The 17097-nt window shown below is 47.1% G+C and carries 17 protein-coding genes; 7 read left to right on the top strand and 10 right to left on the bottom strand.

Annotation, left to right across the window (positions count from 1 at the left end; all coding sequences use genetic code 11):
• The first annotated feature begins 655 nt into the window (after positions 1–655).
• Positions 656–1147, top strand: a complete 492-nt coding sequence (ssb, locus tag HUX64_RS02930) for a single-stranded DNA-binding protein (protein WP_174624747.1) — start codon at positions 656–658, stop codon at positions 1145–1147.
• Positions 1148–1399: 252 nt separating this feature from the next.
• Here the strand turns inward: ssb and lpxA are convergent, their stop codons facing one another.
• From lpxA to HUX64_RS02910, 4 genes are all read right to left on the bottom strand, one after another.
• Positions 1400–2167 (bottom strand): acyl-ACP--UDP-N-acetylglucosamine O-acyltransferase, encoded by a 768-nt coding sequence (gene lpxA / locus HUX64_RS02925; RefSeq protein ID WP_174624746.1) that lies wholly within the window; start codon positions 2165–2167, stop codon positions 1400–1402.
• A gap of 6 nt (positions 2168–2173) precedes the next feature.
• Positions 2174–3058, bottom strand: coding sequence for a site-specific tyrosine recombinase XerD (gene xerD, locus HUX64_RS02920; RefSeq protein WP_174624745.1), 885 nt, complete (start codon positions 3056–3058; stop codon positions 2174–2176).
• A 412-nt stretch (positions 3059–3470) separates the two neighbouring features.
• Positions 3471–3698, bottom strand: coding sequence for a DUF1640 domain-containing protein (locus HUX64_RS02915; RefSeq protein ID WP_174624744.1), 228 nt, complete (start codon positions 3696–3698; stop codon positions 3471–3473).
• Positions 3695–3841 (bottom strand): hypothetical protein, encoded by a 147-nt coding sequence (locus HUX64_RS02910; RefSeq protein WP_174624743.1) that lies wholly within the window; start codon positions 3839–3841, stop codon positions 3695–3697. The genes HUX64_RS02915 and HUX64_RS02910 overlap by 4 nt, the downstream gene beginning before the upstream one ends.
• Before the next feature lie 388 nt (positions 3842–4229).
• Here HUX64_RS02910 and HUX64_RS02905 point away from each other — a divergent pair, with 388 nt between their 5' ends.
• From HUX64_RS02905 to HUX64_RS02890, 4 genes are all read left to right on the top strand, one after another.
• Complete coding sequence (locus HUX64_RS02905; protein WP_174624742.1) at positions 4230–4703, top strand: hypothetical protein; 474 nt, start codon at positions 4230–4232, stop codon at positions 4701–4703.
• A gap of 294 nt (positions 4704–4997) precedes the next feature.
• Entirely contained in the window at positions 4998–5846 is an 849-nt protein-coding gene (motA, locus tag HUX64_RS02900) for a flagellar motor stator protein MotA (protein WP_174624741.1), read from the top strand.
• 8 nt (positions 5847–5854) lie between these two features.
• A complete protein-coding gene (gene motB / locus HUX64_RS02895) occupies positions 5855–6760 on the top strand; it encodes a flagellar motor protein MotB (protein ID WP_174624740.1) in 906 nt (301 codons plus the stop codon).
• A gap of 477 nt (positions 6761–7237) precedes the next feature.
• Complete coding sequence (locus HUX64_RS02890; RefSeq protein ID WP_174624739.1) at positions 7238–7399, top strand: hypothetical protein; 162 nt, start codon at positions 7238–7240, stop codon at positions 7397–7399.
• A gap of 106 nt (positions 7400–7505) precedes the next feature.
• Here HUX64_RS02890 and HUX64_RS02885 read toward each other — a convergent pair whose 3' ends face one another.
• The 6 genes from HUX64_RS02885 to HUX64_RS02860 form a co-directional block, all read right to left on the bottom strand.
• Positions 7506–8366, bottom strand: a complete 861-nt coding sequence (locus tag HUX64_RS02885) for an NAD(P)-dependent oxidoreductase (RefSeq protein ID WP_174624738.1) — start codon at positions 8364–8366, stop codon at positions 7506–7508.
• Position 8367: 1 nt separating this feature from the next.
• Positions 8368–10206 carry a biosynthetic arginine decarboxylase gene (gene speA, locus HUX64_RS02880; protein WP_174624737.1) on the bottom strand — a complete coding sequence of 613 codons (1839 nt, stop codon included), beginning with the start codon at positions 10204–10206 and terminating at the stop codon, positions 8368–8370.
• Between the two features lie 908 nt (positions 10207–11114).
• Entirely contained in the window at positions 11115–12050 is a 936-nt protein-coding gene (locus tag HUX64_RS02875; RefSeq protein ID WP_174624736.1) for a Nudix family hydrolase, read from the bottom strand.
• Positions 12051–12137: 87 nt separating this feature from the next.
• Positions 12138–13352 carry a bifunctional glutamate N-acetyltransferase/amino-acid acetyltransferase ArgJ gene (argJ, locus tag HUX64_RS02870; protein WP_174624735.1) on the bottom strand — a complete coding sequence of 405 codons (1215 nt, stop codon included), beginning with the start codon at positions 13350–13352 and terminating at the stop codon, positions 12138–12140.
• A gap of 129 nt (positions 13353–13481) precedes the next feature.
• A complete protein-coding gene (locus HUX64_RS02865; protein ID WP_174624734.1) occupies positions 13482–13706 on the bottom strand; it encodes a sulfurtransferase TusA family protein in 225 nt (74 codons plus the stop codon).
• Positions 13703–14749, bottom strand: coding sequence for a tRNA (5-methylaminomethyl-2-thiouridylate)-methyltransferase (locus HUX64_RS02860; protein ID WP_174624733.1), 1047 nt, complete (start codon positions 14747–14749; stop codon positions 13703–13705). The genes HUX64_RS02865 and HUX64_RS02860 overlap by 4 nt, the downstream gene beginning before the upstream one ends.
• Positions 14750–14870: 121 nt before the next feature.
• Here HUX64_RS02860 and HUX64_RS02855 point away from each other — a divergent pair, with 121 nt between their 5' ends.
• Both HUX64_RS02855 and glyQ read left to right on the top strand, forming a co-directional pair.
• Positions 14871–16040 (top strand): PilT/PilU family type 4a pilus ATPase, encoded by a 1170-nt coding sequence (locus tag HUX64_RS02855; RefSeq protein ID WP_174624732.1) that lies wholly within the window; start codon positions 14871–14873, stop codon positions 16038–16040.
• Positions 16041–16181: 141 nt separating this feature from the next.
• Positions 16182–17096: a glycine--tRNA ligase subunit alpha gene (gene glyQ, locus HUX64_RS02850; protein WP_174624779.1), complete on the top strand. Its 915-nt coding sequence runs from the start codon at positions 16182–16184 to the stop codon at positions 17094–17096.
• Position 17097: the final 1 nt, after the last annotated feature.

Genomic DNA, 17097 nt, shown 5'->3' with positions numbered 1-17097 from the left:
TTTTATGAAATAAAACAAGAGGCACATTTAAAATGTCAAACCCAAACATTACATCATAAACATCATGATTTCTCAACAATGGCTGATTAAAATGCCAGCTTTTAAACCGCTGAAAACTTTATCCAGACAATATAGGCGCATTGAGAGAGTTTGAATTTTAAGAGCTGAGTTAAGGAAATTTGTATTTGTCATCCCAAGATTTTTATAAGGCGTCCGAGAATAAATATTGAGGTAACTTCCTGAAAATCTGGAATATAAAACACATAGCAATCGACTCAGGCATTTATTGCTAATCTGATCTTAAAAAATTAATATAAATTATTATGATTTATAATGACTTTTATAGTGCGAATCACTGCTCCCTCCCAAGCAAAGGGTGTGTTATTATTTGTGTTTTTTGCTGCCAGAATATAATTTCCGTTTTATGCATACCAGAGCTGATTAAGCCCGATATTTACGCGTTTTGATTTAAAAATTAAATGATAGGCCAGACGGTATAAATACTGTTAACATATAGCACAATTTTAAAACGTGGAAATCATAACGCAACGTTCTAAAGTTGCTGTTTAATTAAATTAAAATGAATAAGTTTTTCCAATCCAGGACTCCGGACAAACTTGTGTAGTTATACCATAAAAAAGTTTAGGAGAAATGAATGCTTAATAAAGTTATTTTAATTGGCAATTTAGGTTCTGACCCGGAAGTCCGCTACCTGCCCTCGGGCGCGGCCGTGACCAGCGCCAGTCTGGCGACTACGCGCCGCTGGAAAGATAAGCAAAGCGGGGAAAAAAAAGACGCTACTGAATGGCATCGCGTGGTGTTTTTTAACCGCCTGGCGGAAGTGGCCGGCGAGTACTTGAAAAAAGGCAGCCAGGTCTATGTCGAGGGTCGTATTCAAACGCGCAAATGGCAGGATAATACCGGCCAGGATCGCTATTCCACTGAAATCATTGCTGAAGAAATGCATATGCTGGGAAGCCGCAGCGGCGGCACTTCCGGTTTCAGCACCGATCAACCGCAAACCGGCTATGCAGCATCGTCATCAAGGCCTGAAAATCCATCACGACCTGCTGCGCCTTCACAGAATTCCGCAGCTACGCCCCCTGCTCCCGATTATGATGATTTTGATGATGATATTCCCTTTTAAAGACCCGTATCAGCAAAACCCGGAATAGTGTTTATTACCCGGATGCTGTCTGATATAACCGAATTGTTAACCAGGACCGAACAAGAACTGCCTAATCAGGACTTAGCAGCTAATCTTCCGGCATAAAACATTCCCTTAAGCTCTAATCAAGCATTATTATTGACTGTAGCGAAAAATCCCGGAAACCTGCGAAGAGAGAGACCACAGATTATGGTTTAAATGGGGGTTTCTCACTTCAAGACCTTGAGATGCCTAAACTTCAAGAAAACCATGTACGCCGCGCCTGGATTTAATCGCCAACCAGTCTTTCAATTGTTTTAACTCTTCCGTCTCTTGCAGGGAATCCAGGGGTTTGCGGTTTCGCAGCAAACGAAATGCCGCTGCAAGCATTTTATAGCGATCGCCTGTTATTCCCGCTCGCCTTAAACCTACCGTATTCAACTTATAATGCCGGGCAGGCCGCCCGCCAATCAGCGTAAAGGGAATAACATCCATATTAATGCCGGTTGTGCCCTGCACTATCGCGTATGATCCGACGCGGCAAAACTGGTGCACAACCACGGCCCCCCCCATAAAAACATTATGGCCCACATCAACATGACCGCCAATAGCGACATTATTGGCAAATATCGTATTATCTCCGACTGTACAATCATGGGCGACATGGCTGTTGTTCATAAAATAACAGCCTGAGCCAATACGCGTCTCCCCCTGTTCTTTTGAAGCTCTATGCGCGGTAAATCCCTCCCTGAATGCATTATTATCTCCACAGATAAGCCAGGAAACCGTTTCCGCTTTAAAACCGGTATCTTGAGGCAAGCCCCCTAACACGGCATGCGGATGCAGGATATTGCCATTACCCATTTTTACATATTGCTGTACTACCGCATGAGCGCCAATCCGGCAGTTAGCTCCCATCTCAACACCTGTTTCAATAACCGCAAATGGCCCTACGCTAACATTCTCACCTAGAGAAGCATCCGGCGCTATGCAAGCAGTCGGATGGATATTTGGGGTCATCGCAACTTATCCTCTGGGATGATATTTTGCATGCAGTTCCTTTAATCTTTCTCGGGCAATATGGGTATAAATTTGCGTAGTAGACAAATCTGAATGTCCCAACAATAACTGGACTACGCGCAAATCCGCGCCATGATTCAACAAATGGGTAGCAAAAGCATGCCTTAAAGTATGCGGTGATAGTTCCTTGTTAATACAGGCTTTTTTTGCATGGCGTTTGATAATATGCCAAAAAGCTTGCCTGGTCATGCCGGCGGCCCGGTTTGTCACAAACAAATAATCGCATTGCCGCTCACCTAGAATGATTTTCCTAGCTTGACTCATATAGCCTTCCAGCCAACTCATGGCTTCCTCGCCGACCGGCACCAGCCGCTCTTTATTACCTTTTCCGGTAATCCTGACGACACCTTGCCTGAAGCTGATCTGCTCGAACTTTAAATTGACCAGCTCCGACACCCTAAGTCCGGTGGCATAAAGCATTTCCAGCATGGTTTTATCCCTGAACCCGAGTGAATGGGTAACTTCAGGCGCATCCAGCAATAATTCCACATCTTTTTCGGAAAGAGATATCGGTAAAAGCCGGCCGATATGAGGAGATTCTATTAGTGCAGTTGGATCTATGGCTATATTATTTTCCCGGATACAATAAGCGTAAAAGCGCCGCAAACTCGATAGAATACGTGCTGAAGACCGGCTGCCTATGCCTTCTTTATATCTGCTGGCAAGAAAATTTGATACATCTCCGCTATCGATATCTAGCAGGGATTTTCCATTTAACCAGCCGGCAAATATTCTTAAATCACTGCCATAGGCCGACAGCGTATTTTGACTCAAGCCTTGCTCTGCCCATGCTGCATCCAGAAAGTGGTCTATTAAAGCGGTCGCATTCATATTTTACAGCTTGCTTCAAATGCCAGCAATTTACATTTTATAGTCATATAACCGCCTTTAGCCGGTCCGTTATAGCCCCCATTCCGGAAACAGAAACAACCCTGTGGCAAGGAATGAATAGAGGTTATGGATTATCCGCACATCATTGTATTTTTTACCTCCTTTCACTAGCACTCTCCAGCAAGAGAGGGGTGGAGGCGCCGACACTGAGGTGTGATAAGTATAAGTTTGCGCTTCGCCCTGAAAAAAGCTCGCGTCATCAGGCTAAAAAGCTATGGCAATGTTATCTCGTGCCCAAGGTAGCGGCAGCGTTTAATACACGTGCGTTTCCGACCGTAAAATCACGGCTATTGCTTAAAAAAAGAGGTAATAATAAGCGTGATTTTTGTTGTTCCGCTGACCTAAAAAAAGATTAAACGGCCAATGAGATATTGACAGCCAATAATATGCCCACTTCCCATTTTAGTGCCGCCAAATCCAGTCGAACAGGCGCAAGTCCTTCTTGCAAGATGGCGCCCTTAATCAAGCTTTCCTGGGCCTCGACAATACCGCCCACAATTACACGCGCCTGGCCTTCCATGACGCCAACGGCAATTAATTTCTGAATAAGGGTATGGGTATCGAAGGTGATGATGCTCACGCTTTATCTAACTGCTGGGTAACTGCCGATGGCTTCACTTTCAGGATCTTTGCAATAACGATTTGTTTAACGCCTGCGTCAGCACCGGTTGGGAGAAGCTTCACCCCGAAATCAGCCAGACGGACCCCTTCAGTCTTGGACATCTCGCGCAGTGGTGCAAGTAAAGCGGCTCAGCTTGCAGCTCTTGAGACATTCGACTCAGCCGCTTTATTTGCAGATTAAACTCGTTCATTATTTTCACATTTTCTAATTAAGAAAATTAAAAATTTAATTAGAAATTACCAGAATGTCAATTTTATTCTCCATACCCTCACTTCTCTAACGCATCAAATATTCGAATGAATAATGGTACTATTATTTGCGATATCGTCTTCATACTTAGAAACAGTGTATTAAGGTGCTGATGCTCTTGAAATAATGAATAAACCAGGGTTTAATTAAAGATGGGTTTGAATCCACGCATTTTTAATAGCCGATTTCCTGCCAGGACTGTATAAGTACACTAATTTTAATCCAATAATTTTAACTACAATGCGCAAAACAATTATTAAGCAGCCAATTGAAAATATTCCACCTGTTGATCTGAAATTTTTAGACCTGGAGCAGTTGGCGCAAGTCGAAATTACTTCGGAGTGTGCGGAACATCCGATTGAATCGGCGTTAATGGAGGCAGGAGGAGCCGGATGGCAGGCTGCGCAGGCGGGCGAGCAAAGCATCTGCCTGATCTTTGATCAGCCGTTGAATGTCAAACATATTTATCTGGTTTTTGATGAACAGAAACAAGCGCGCACCCAGGAATTCGTTTTGCTTTGGTTAATGAATAACGAGGGCGATTACCGGGAAATTCTGCGCCAGCAGTTTCACTTCAGCCCGCCCGGTACAACGCAGGAAATCGAGCATTATCATGTCAATCTCAATCAATTAAAGGCGCTTAAGTTAAAAATTATTCCCAACATCGATGGCAGTGAAGCCTTTGCAAAACTTAAACAACTGCGGCTTGCGTAGCTTTATCAGTGACATTTTGCCCTGAAATTATTCTTTGATAAACGGCGCGGCTTTAATAACTTAGCCTTTAGCCGAAAACCCTATCCCAGCAGTTTTTTCTTAAAAATCGTATTCATTCGAGCTAACTTGTCTAAAGCACAGGTTTTTCCGGCTTGAAACCAATTTGTCTGAAAATTCAAACTGAATACAAAATTTTGGTATGTAGCTATCCTTATAAAGAATTAGCTTACGGCCAGCTTCCAATAACAAGGAGGTCTGGCATTTGCTTAAACAAAATTCAACTTTGAGGAAGTTATGCTGGTTATACTTGGTTATCTGCTCGTGATGGCCTCCATTGTGGGAGGATTTATGGGGGTTGGCGGACAGCCCGCTGTGCTGATCCAGCCGTTTGAAGTGCTCATCATATGCGGAGCGGCCATGGGCGCCTTTATCAGCGGCAATTCATTTGCGCTGGTAAAAGCATCAATCGTTCAGGCCACCGGTACATTAAAGCCGGCCAGGCACAATAAAGCTTATTATCTGGAATTGTTGTTGTGTTTTTATGCGCTCACCAACAAGACCCGCAAGGAAGGCCTGCTATCACTGGAAGATCTTATAGAAAACCCGGAAAACAGCACAATATTTACCGCCGCAATTCTCGCAGATCATCATTTAATGGAATTTATCCGCGACAATCTGCGCCTGATTGTTACTGGGGTGGAAAACCATCAGCTTGAAGAACTTATGGATCAGGAACTTGAGATCCATCACGAAGAGGGTTATGGACCCATTAAAGCCATCCAGCGCATTGGCGACGGCATGCCTGCATTCGGTATTGTGGCTGCGGTAATAGGTGTGGTGCATACGATGGAATCCATTAACCTGCCGCCCGCTGAACTTGGAAAATTAATTGCCGCAGCCCTGGTAGGAACATTTCTGGGTATTTTACTGGCCTATGGCTTTATTGCGCCGGTCGCCGCCTTAATGGAAGAACGGCTTGAAGCTGCCGGCAATGCGTTTAAATGCGCTCAAAAAGGTCTGTTGTGCTGCGCGCAAGGTATTCCTCCGGTCATGACCGCCGAATATATGCGCTCTATCATTACTTCCAATATGCGTCCTGATTTTGCAGAGATGGAAATGCAATTGAAAGCCAATAAAGGCTGATTCCCAATATGGCAGATCAACCCGTCATCATAAAAAAAATAAAGAAAAATAAAGGTCATGAACATCATGGAGGCGCATGGAAACTGGCTTACGCCGACTTTGTAACAGCCATGATGGCGTTTTTTCTGCTTATGTGGCTGGTAGGAACAACGGATGAAACAACGAAAAGGGGCATTGCCGAATACTTTCAGGATCCTGATAAAGTAACCCTGCTGGAAGAAACGAATGGCGGGGCTCGAACCAGCCTGATTCAGGGAGGCGGCGCTGATCTGGCAGCGCAGGAACAGGGGCAGGTTAACAAGGGCCAAATCACCGAAACTGAAGAACAGAGGCTGGAAGACATCGAAAAGCAAGCAGAGCAAACAGATTTGCAGCAGCTTGAACTGCTCAAGAAAAAAATTCAATCAATGATAAATGCGAATTCCAACTTAGCGGAATTCAAGGATCAGATTAAACTGGAAACAACACAGGAAGGGTTGCGCGTTCAAATCATAGACAATAAAAATACCCCCATGTTTAAAATAGCCAGCGCCGAGACAGAACCTGATGTCCGGCTTATTTTAAGAAAACTGGCGCCCGTGATTAATGAACTGCCCAACAAAATTACCATTAACGGCCATACCGATGCGCTGTCTTTTCCAGCCAATCAAACTGGCTACACCAATTGGGAGCTTTCCAGCGACCGCGCCAATGCCGCCCGCTATGAATTGAATCAGGGCGGACTTGCTGAACAAAAAATTCTACGGGTTAGCGGATTATCATCCAGCATTCCCTATAACCCCAAGGACGCCCTGGATCCGATGAACCGGCGAATTTCAATCATAGTCATGAATAAAAAAACCGAGCAACAGATATTGGAAGAAGCAGGCAGCAAACCGGAAACTAAAAAATCCATGCACTCCGGCACACCGTAGCATAAGGGTTAACGAGGCTTTTGCTGAGACTATTTCCATGCCTTTAGCTGAAAACCTATAGCTTTAACCCGATGCAAAATATCCATAGGAATTTAATCAAGATAAATAACATACCTATTCCTTATTAAAAAAGTCACAGTCGAATCAAAATGGTAGGGTCAATATTTCTCCTGTCCAGCAACACAGCTGCAGGTTTGTTTATCAATCAGGTAGAAAACCTTGGAGAAATATATGAAACTGGAACCGGGACTTTTTATCACCAGGATTCTTCTGTCTGGCTTATTGCCAGACTCCCTATGCGGCGCTAGCGGAGCTGATATTAGCTCCAGATCTGCTGGATAAAATCAAGCATTCTTTCGCTTGCAGCGCTACGTAAGACGGAGATACATCTGGTGAATCTTGAGCTATTGCGGCAATCTTACTGTGTAAGCGGCTAGGGAAGCGTTTGAAAAACTGCACAATAATAACCGTAGTAAAGTGCTGGAGCTTCTCTCGACGCTGGTGCTGTTTCCTCCCGATGACACGGCTTCTACCCTCAATCCCGGCCATCCTGGCGCTGATAACCCTCAGGGTCCATCCCAGCATGACAGCATTAACCTCGGGGCATGGTTCCGGATACCGTATGAAGGGCCTGAATAAGCGCCATTAAGAAATACGGCTGTGCCAGCTAAACGAAGCGTCATACCGGCCCTCCCGGCCGGTATGACAGAAGAAGTAAGTGTTACAAATGGGTTGAAGATGCTTGCTAATCCGGGCTTTTTTTCAGCCGGTACAAGGCCGAAATATCCTCATCGCCATGACCTTGTGCGATTAGTCGCTCATAATCGGCGACAGTCATATCGGACAAAGGCAGTGAAAACCCTGCTTGCGCGGCCATCGCCTGGCAAATTTTTAAGTCCTTGTGGTGCAGCGCCAGTTTGAAGCCGGGCGCAAATACACCGTGAGTCATGGTCAGGCCGCGATGCTCAAGAAACCAGTTGCCGGCGGCGCCGCCTGAAATGATTTCGATCACTTTATCCATGGCCAGACCCTGAGCCTGGGCAAAGGCCAGGGCTTCGGTCACCGCCTGGTTAATGCCTGCCGCCATGATTTGATTGACTGCTTTGGCAGCCTGGCCTGTGCCGGTTGGGCCCATGTGCATGATGCGGCCGGTCATCGCCGCCAATACCGGGCGCGCTTTTTCCAGTGTTTGCGTTTCGCCGCCGACCATCATTGCCAGGCTGCCGTTTTTAGCCCCTTCTACGCCGCCGGATACGGGCCCATCAAGAAAGCCTGCCTGTTTTTCAGCCAAAAGGGCAGCGGCTTTTCTTGCCGTTTCGCTGCTGACGGTAGACATATCCACGACGACTGATCCGGGCTTCACGGTTTTTGCAATCTGTTCAACGATTGACAAAACATCGCTGTCGGCAGAAACGCAAATCAGCACAATATCGACATCTTCCGCCAGTGCTTCAGGTCGAGGATAAGCCGTGACCTGCAGTTCTTCGGCCAGGCTTTGGGCTTTTGCCTCCGTGCGGTTATAGACACCGGCCAAATACCCGGCTTTGGCGATATTTTTGGCCATGCCTGTGCCCATCGCTCCCAATCCTATCATGCCCGCCTTCATGTTATTTCTCCAGATAAGTGTAGGAAGTCAAGCCGGCAATTAATTCCTGTTCAAATTGCTGTCTTTGTGATTCGCTCAGATTACTTTTTGCAAGTTTTTCGCGATAAGCGGCTTTCAGTTCTTCGCTGCTGATATGCACATAGTCGAGCAAATCAGACACATGCTCGCCTTCGTGCAGGTCATAAAAATGGTAACCCTGGTCATCGAGTTGTATATTAATGGAATGAGTGTCGCCAAATAAATTATGCATATCGCCCAGGATTTCCTGGTAAGCGCCGACCATAAAAAAACCGATGAGATACGGCTCATGGCCGTCGATTTCATGAATGGGCAGCGTTTTTTCAATATTTTGCCCATTGATATACTGGTCGATCCGGCCGTCGGAATCACAGGTCAGATCCTGAATAATAGCGCTGCGCAAAGGCTGTTCATCCAGCCTGTGAATAGGCATGATGGGAAAAATCTGATCGATGCCCCAGATATCAGGCATGGACTGGAACAAGGAAAAATTGCAAAAAACCTTGTCGGCAAGTTTTTCATTCAGTTCCTGCAGGATGGCGGCCTCGCTCTGAATGCTGGGGTTCAGCTTGCTTTTAAGCTGCTGGCAAAGAATCGCATAGTCATTCTCCGCCTGGGCCAAGTCGTTAATGCTGAGTTTATCCTGGGCAAATTGCGCACGGGCTTCCGACAAGGAAAACTGGATGTCATGATAGTGTTCCACCCAATTATTGCTATCCGGCAACGCCAGCAATTCGGCTTCATTGCAATAGACCGATTCAATATCCGTCACATTAGTGATGAGTACCGCATGATGCGCCGTGAGCGCACGGCCGGATTCGGTAATGATGTCGGGCTGAAGAACCTGTTTTTCGGCGCAAATATCAGCAAAACTGCGCACGATATTCTGGGCATATTCATCAAGGCTGTAATTGATTGATGATTCGCGGCGCGACCGGCTGCCGTCATAATCCACGCCCAGCCCGCCGCCGGCATCGATGATGTTTATCTGCGCGCCCAAGCGATGCAATTCAGCATAAAATTGCCCGGCTTCTTTCAGAGCTATTTTTATGTCATGGATATTGGCGATTTGCGAGCCCATGTGAAAATGCATGAGATTTAACGTATCCAGCAAACCGGTTAGTTTCAGGCGTTCGATCAACTGCAGGACTTCATGCGCATGTAGCCCGAATTTGGATTTCTCGCCGCCGCTGTTTTGCCATTTGCCGGCGCTGATGCTGGACAGCCTGACCCTGACCCCCAATTGCGGCCTGATATCAAGGCGGGCCGCTTCTTCGATAATTAATTCCAGTTCCAGCGGTTTTTCGATGACCAGATAAAGGTTCAGGCCCATCTTTAAACCGATCAGCGCAAGACGGATATAAGCCCTGTCTTTGTAACCGTTGCAAATGACCACGCCCTGGCTTGACAAGGCCATAATTGCCAGCAATTCGGGCTTGCTGCCCGCTTCCAGCCCGATATTGTCAGCCGCCAGAATGCCTTCGACCACTTTGCGTTGCTGGTTGACTTTGATCGGATAAACAGGGGTGTATTTGCCGTGATAATCATTATTGGCGCAGGCTTTTTTAAAAGCCCTGGACAGCCGCGTTACGCGATCTTTTAAAATATCGGTAAAGCGCACCAGTACCGGCAAGGATAAGTTTTTAGCGTTCAGCGACTGGGCAATTTCATACAAATCCAGCTCGACACTGCTGTCTGAGCTGGGTTTGACGCAGACATGGCCGCTGGCGTTGATGGAAAAATAGGCATCTCCCCAGCAATCGATCGCATAAGTTTGGGCTGAAAGCCGGGTTGTCCACGCTTTGGTAAAACCTGGATTCACTATTTATCTCCATTTTTCAAATACTGCGGAATTCTAATATAAGCTCCGTTATTTATCCGGTTTTTTTACTCGCTTCCGGATTCCAACGCTCAGTTAAGCGATTTTTCAATCGCCAGAGCTTCCTCCTTAAAACTCCGCATGCTGCCGGCCACTCTAGTACACCAATCCCTGAATAACCCCTAATAAAACCTCTGGTTTTCTTCGATCAAACTAAAAGATTTTATAGTAGACGTTACTAATAATCCGAGATAAAAACCGACTTGAGGGAACTGCGGGGAGAGAGTCAAGCTTGAACCTATAAATAACCAGCATGCCACAGCGCAGAATAAAGCAAAAGTGCTATGACCGGAATTCAAGCTTTGGAACGCCTGACTTCCGGCTTTAACAGGGCAAGCGGATAAGTGCCAGGTCATTGTGCAGATACGCCTACAGAATTGATCTTCGGATTATTTGCAGGGCCTGCTGATGCTAGAATCGGCACAAACACAATAGCCCTGAGTCATAGCCAATCTGAATAAGCAGTGCACGGAAGCGCTGGTTCGGTTAGTCGTCAAGGCCATAGGTTTTACGGGAGAACTTGGCCATTAAGGCAAGGAGGCAATATTGCAAACGATGACCAGTCGTCAAGCCTTGCCTTGCTGACCATACAAGCCGTTGCATGAGTGTCACTTTACCGAAGCGCTGCTCATGGCTCAATCAGATCCAGATCGGTTCTTAATACTAATGAAAAAAGTCATTCGCCGCGGTAACTGTATGTCCACAGGAGATTTATAAATGAAAGCCGAACAGTTTATTCATTACTTCCATGAAACAACGGCAAATCCTTTTCGCAACACCTAGCAAGCTCAACCTCTTACTCAAGAGCATGAATACTTACGCTGTAGAGCCGTAGTTTAATTTGTGATTTTCTATTCGCTTTCAATAAAAGCTCTTATTGCCGAGATTCCCTGGCCTCCGGCACTACGGGCTGCAATCACGCTGGATTCGCTCATGCCCCCCAGGGCATACACAGGCAAATTAATCCTGGAAACCAGTTCGGCAAACCGTTTCCACCCCAATACTTCTGCACCTGGATGGGTTTGAGTCGGCAGCACCGGCCCCAATACGATAAAATCCACCCCTATTTTTTGAGCATGCCGCAATTCCTGAAGAGTATGGCAGGAAGCGGCAACCCAGCGTCTGTGCCCAGGCCGCTTATCAAGAAACATCAAGTCGCGGCTGGTTAAATGAATGCCATCAGCCTCTAAGTCATCCGGACTTTTAACGGCTGAATTTATTAATAATAATGCACCCTTTTGTTTGCACAATGGATAAGCCTGTTCAACAAACTTTTTAACAGCTTCGGGCGGTAATGTTTTTAGCCTTGCCTGTATCAGCTTGACGCCTCTGTCGAGGATTTTTTGCAGATTAATCCGCAACAGCGGCTCATCCGTATCTTCCAGAATCGCGTATCTGTCAGGTAATCTGGCTGCTGTAATAATCGGCTGGTTGACTTTGGGAAAAGCATATTGCCTTAAAGCGTCCGGCTCGACCCATAAAAACGCTTGTCCTTCGCAGCTTTCAACTTCACCGGAAAAATCTTCCACCAAAAATACATTTAATTGTACAAGCAGATCCGTATATTGATGTTTAACAGTAATAAGCGGGGTTGCTGCCTTGACATTAAGGTTGAGCTCTTCCTTGAGTTCCCGGATCAAGGCCTGCTCAGCCGTTTCCTGCTGCTCGATCTTGCCGCCGGGGAATTCCCATAATCCGCCCTGATGAGAAGACTGATCACGCAAAGAAATCAGAATCTTGCCGTCGGCGCTTTTTACTACCCCGACAGCAACTTGAAGAGGATTCATATCGGTTAATGAAGAACATTCGGGGCCGGCTGTAGCTCCCTACCTGCAAAAGGCATAACTAAGAATTTTCCCCTGTAACCTTGGCCGTTAAGTCCTGTATTCCGCATTAATCCGCACATAATCATAAGAGAAATCACAGCTTAAAATTTCCTGACAGGCCTCGCCGCGCCCCAGCTTAACCGTAACGGTAATCTCTTCCTGATTCATCACCTGTTGCCCGGCCTCTTCGGTATAAGTATCTGCCCGGCCGCCGTTTTTGACGATGCAGACATCATCCAGAAATATCTGTACTTTATCAATATCCATATTTTCAACCCCTGAGCGGCCTACTGCCGCCAGAATCCGCCCCCAATTCGGATCGCCGGCAAAAAACGCGGTTTTGACCAAGGGCGAATGAGCGATTGTTTTACCTACGCGCACAGCTTCTTCATCATTCAGGGATTGTTCAACCACTATCCGCATTAATTTGGTTGCTCCCTCGCCGTCCCTGATTATGGCTTCAGCCAATTTCTTGCAAACGGTCATAATGGCATCCGCAAAAATCATATAGCTTTCACTGTTCCGGGTAATTTCCGGCGCAGCGGAGCAGCCGGTAGCCATTAACACGCCCGCATCATTCGTCGAGGTGTCGCCGTCCACAGTAATGCGATTAAATGACTGTTCAACCCCTTGCGCCAGACATTCCTGCAGCAAGTGTTGTTTGATTTTTGCATCCGTCGCAATAAAACCCAGCATGGTCGCCATATTGGGCTGAATCATGCCGGCGCCCTTGGCTATTCCGTTAATCGCAACCGGCTTTCCTTCAATTGAAATAACCTTAGAAACTCCTTTCGGAAAGGTATCGGTAGTCATAATAGCCTTGGCGGCTTTATCCCAGTTTCCAGGCGAAAGGTTATTAACTGCCGAAGGCAGCGCTGCGTTAATTTTTTCTACCGGCAGGGGCTGGCCTATCACGCCGGTAGAAAAAGGCAGCACCTGATTAGCGGTACAGCCGGCAACCGCAGCAAGTGCTGCGCAAGAGGCCAGGGCATCCTGCATACCTTGCGTGCCGGTGCCGGCATTGGCATTTCCTGAATTGATGAGCAGCCAGCGCGGCGCATGCGCCAGGTTCGCCTTTGCCACCTGCACGGGCGCTGCGCAAAATGCATTCCGGGTAAAGACGGCCGCACAGGTTGAATGGTCCGCCATCTGTATAATTAAAATATCATCCCTGACGGTTTGCTTGATACCTGCACACGCTGTGCCCAACTGTATCCCCGCCACCTCAAGCATTTCAGGAAAATCGCCCTGCCCCACCGCCATTATTCAGTCCTTATCAGGTTTTATAATTGTTTAGTACGCTGCACTTAATTATTAGCGTTACGCCCAGCAGTGCTGCAAGCTGCGAAAAATATCCAATGAAATTTTTGGCATTACAGCCTTCAGTCACTGCTACCCCACTTCCAGAATCACAATATATTCATTATCAGCGGAAATGGTTTCCAGCACTTTATGGCCATTAATACGGCACCAGGCAGGGATATCCTGCATCACTCCGGGATCGGTGCAAATGACTTCGAGCTGATCGCCAACCTGCAATTGTTTGACCTTATCCTGGGTGCGGATCACAGGCAAAGGGCATAACAGACGCCGGGCATTTAAGACTTCCTTATTCATATAAACCACGCTTGCGGCATGTTTTCAGCGAGCAAAGGCTTGACTTGAATAGTCCGCTCCGAACCGTCCTTGCTCATGATATTAATATCGACCTGCTCAGCGTCGCGCCCCTGTCCGTAGCGGGCAGTAATGCTTGCCGCCAGGTATAAATCTTCGGCCGAGGGCGAGCCGTCCACCAGTACTAAGGGGCCGCTATGACTTACGCTGTTCATGCTGATAAAGTCTTTTTTGTAGCCTTGTAGAAAACGTCCCTCGCCCTCCTCCCTGGCCACAATCAGCTTGAAATTTTGTTGCGGACGGATATGGCGGCCGACTTTTAACAGCATGACGTCATCCAGGTCATAGTCTTTATTATCCTCACGGGCTTTCCATAAATCGACCAGCTTGGAAGAGTAACTGGCATCGGTCAGAAAACAGCAGCCGCCAGCCGGTTGGGCATAGTCATCAAAACCGAATTGCTCCGCCATTTCCATCTGCGGCTTGCGCGAACGGCCGGTGATAGCATGCAATTTTTCCCTATCGACCCAGCCTTCGCGCTCCGGCAGTGTGGCAGGAAGATTCCTGGCGCATAAAGGCCGCAATAACAAATCATCGGCCCCGGATTCCCTGGCGACAATCGGCATCGTGGCTTTGCGCTGCGACATTGGCCGCTGGCCGATCACTTCGCCGGTGATAATAAAGTCAAAACCATTCTCCGCTATCCACTGCCTGGCCTTTTTGACCATGAAAATCTTGCAATCCAGACACGGATTCATGTGCGCGCCGTAACCGTGCCTGGGATTAATCAGGACATTTTTATAGTCCTCTATAACATCGACGATATGCAGTTTTATGCCCAACTGCTCGGCGACCCATAACGAATTATTGCGCTTAAGTTTGGCCTTGCCTCTTTCTCTGATGGCATGAGTATGACCTTCCACACAAAAACCGGTAAAGAAATTGATGCCTTCCACATGGACGCCCTGTTCCATGACTGTTTTTGCCGCCAACATTGAATCCAGTCCGCCTGAAATCAACGCGACCGCTTTTCTTTGCATACTCATAATCGATAAGGTTATAAAAAATTGTCATATTATACGCGGTTATTTTGCAATCCGGCTTCAACTTCTACAGTTGATCACCTAGACTTGAATGACCTGATTTATTCCTGATCCCGGATTAACTATGGAATTCAAAGACTATTTAAAAATCCTCGTTCAAAATGACGGCTCTGACCTTTACTTAACTGCAGATGCGCCGCCAGCCGCCAAATTTCAAGGCGCCCTGAAACCGTTGGAGAATATTAAGCTGACGCCGGCTCGAATAAAAGACATCGCTTACAGCCTGATGGACGAAGATCAGCAAAAAGCGTTTGAACATATTCCTGAAATGAATCTGGCTATCTCTGAACCAGGGATTGGCCGATTCAGGGTCAATATCTTCAAACAGCGTAACAGCTTTGCGCTGGTCATCCGCAATATCAAGGTGGAGATTCCCAATGCTGACAAGCTGGGATTGCCGCCCATACTTAAAAAGTCCATTATGGAAAAACGCGGCCTGATTTTATTTGTCGGCGGCACCGGTTCAGGAAAATCGACCTCACTTGCGGCACTCATTGATTACCGCAACAGCAACGCTTCCGGGCATATTATTACTATTGAAGATCCTATCGAATATATACACCCGCATAAAAAATCCCTGGTCAACCAGCGGGAAGTCGGGGTTGACACCATGAGTTATGAAGATGCGCTCAAGAACACGCTGCGTCAGGCTCCCGATGTCATTCTAATCGGCGAAATCCGTTCTCAGGAAACCATGGAGCATGCTCTGGCTTTTGCAGAAACCGGGCATTTATGTCTTTCAACCTTGCACGCCAATAATTCCAACCAGGCGCTGGACAGAATCATCAACTTCTTTCCGGAAGAACGCCGTAACCAGTTATTACTGGATTTGTCGCTCAATCTGAAAGCTTTTGTCTCGCAAAGGCTGGTGCCCGCTATTGACGGCAAGCGCACGGCCGCCATTGAAATTTTGCTGGGTACGCAACTGGTTCGCGATCTAATCCAGAAAGGGGATATTCACGGCATTAAGGAAGCCATGGAAAAGTCAGAAAATGTCGGCATGCAGACCTTTGACAGCCATTTGTTGAGATTGTTTAAAGAAGGCATGATTTCACTGGAAGAAGCGCTGCAAAACTCCGATTCACCAAATAACCTAAAGTTGAAAATCAATTTGAGCGAGGGCCTGGGTTCGGCATCCTCTCCTAAAAAAACAACCGCTTCAAAAAACGAACTGAGCGGCGGGCTATCGCTGCAAGCGATTCAGAAAGACGAGGAACAGGAAGCGGCAGAATAATCTTTCGTCCTTCGCGCTGAAACTTGCCTCTTCAGCGCCAGGCCTTCCAGTTTTATTTCCTGATACAGGCTATTCCAAACCTGCCATAAAAATATATTTGAGCTATAATTGCCGCCTTTTATTGCCAGACTGGTAGCGACCGTGCCGAGTATTAACAACGATTTATCGACCTTTCAGGGACTTATTCTGGCTCTACAGGAATATTGGTCACAGCAGGGCTGTATTTTATTGCAGCCATTGGATCAGGAAGTAGGCGCCGGGACTTTCCATCCTGCCACTTTCCTGCGTTCAATTGGTCCCGAACCCTGGAACGTTGCCTATGTCCAGCCGTCCCGCCGGCCCACCGACGGCCGTTTTGGCGAGAATCCCAACCGTCTGCAACATTACTACCAGTTCCAGGTGGCGTTAAAGCCATCCCCTGTCAATATCCAGGAACTCTATCTGGGCTCGCTACGGCAATTGGGTTTTGACTTGCTCGAACACGACATTCGCTTTGTTGAAGACAACTGGGAGTCACCCACTTTGGGCGCCTGGGGCCTGGGCTGGGAAGTTTGGCTAAACGGCATGGAAGTGACCCAGTTCACTTATTTTCAACAAGTCGGCGGTTTGGAATGCAGACCCGTTACCGGCGAAATCACCTACGGACTGGAGCGCCTTGCCATGTATTTGCAGGGAGTCAAAAGCGTTTTTGATCTGGTCTGGACGAAAGGCCCATTCGGCACAGTTACCTACGGCGATGTTTTTCATCAGAATGAAGTGGAGATGTCTGCCTACAACTTCGATTATGCCAATGTTGAATTCCTGTTCCAGTGTTTCGAGACCTACGAAAAGGAATGCCAAAAGCTGATTGCGCTGAACTTGCCTTTACCTGCCTATGAAATGGTGCTGAAAGCTTCGCACACCTTTAATTTACTCGATGCGCGGCATGCGATTTCCGTTACCGAGCGCCAGCGCTATATATTGAGGGTCAGAAACATGTCCAAATCCGTTGCCGAAGCCTATTACCAGCGCAGGGAATTGTTGGGTTTCCCCATGTTGAGCGGACAGGGAGCATAAA

Source organism: Candidatus Methylobacter favarea (assembly GCF_902806695.1).
Classification (GTDB): domain Bacteria; phylum Pseudomonadota; class Gammaproteobacteria; order Methylococcales; family Methylomonadaceae; genus Methylobacter_B; species Methylobacter_B favarea.
The sequence above is the reverse complement of the archived record's forward strand: the minus strand, read 5'-3'. Positions and strand labels throughout refer to the sequence as shown.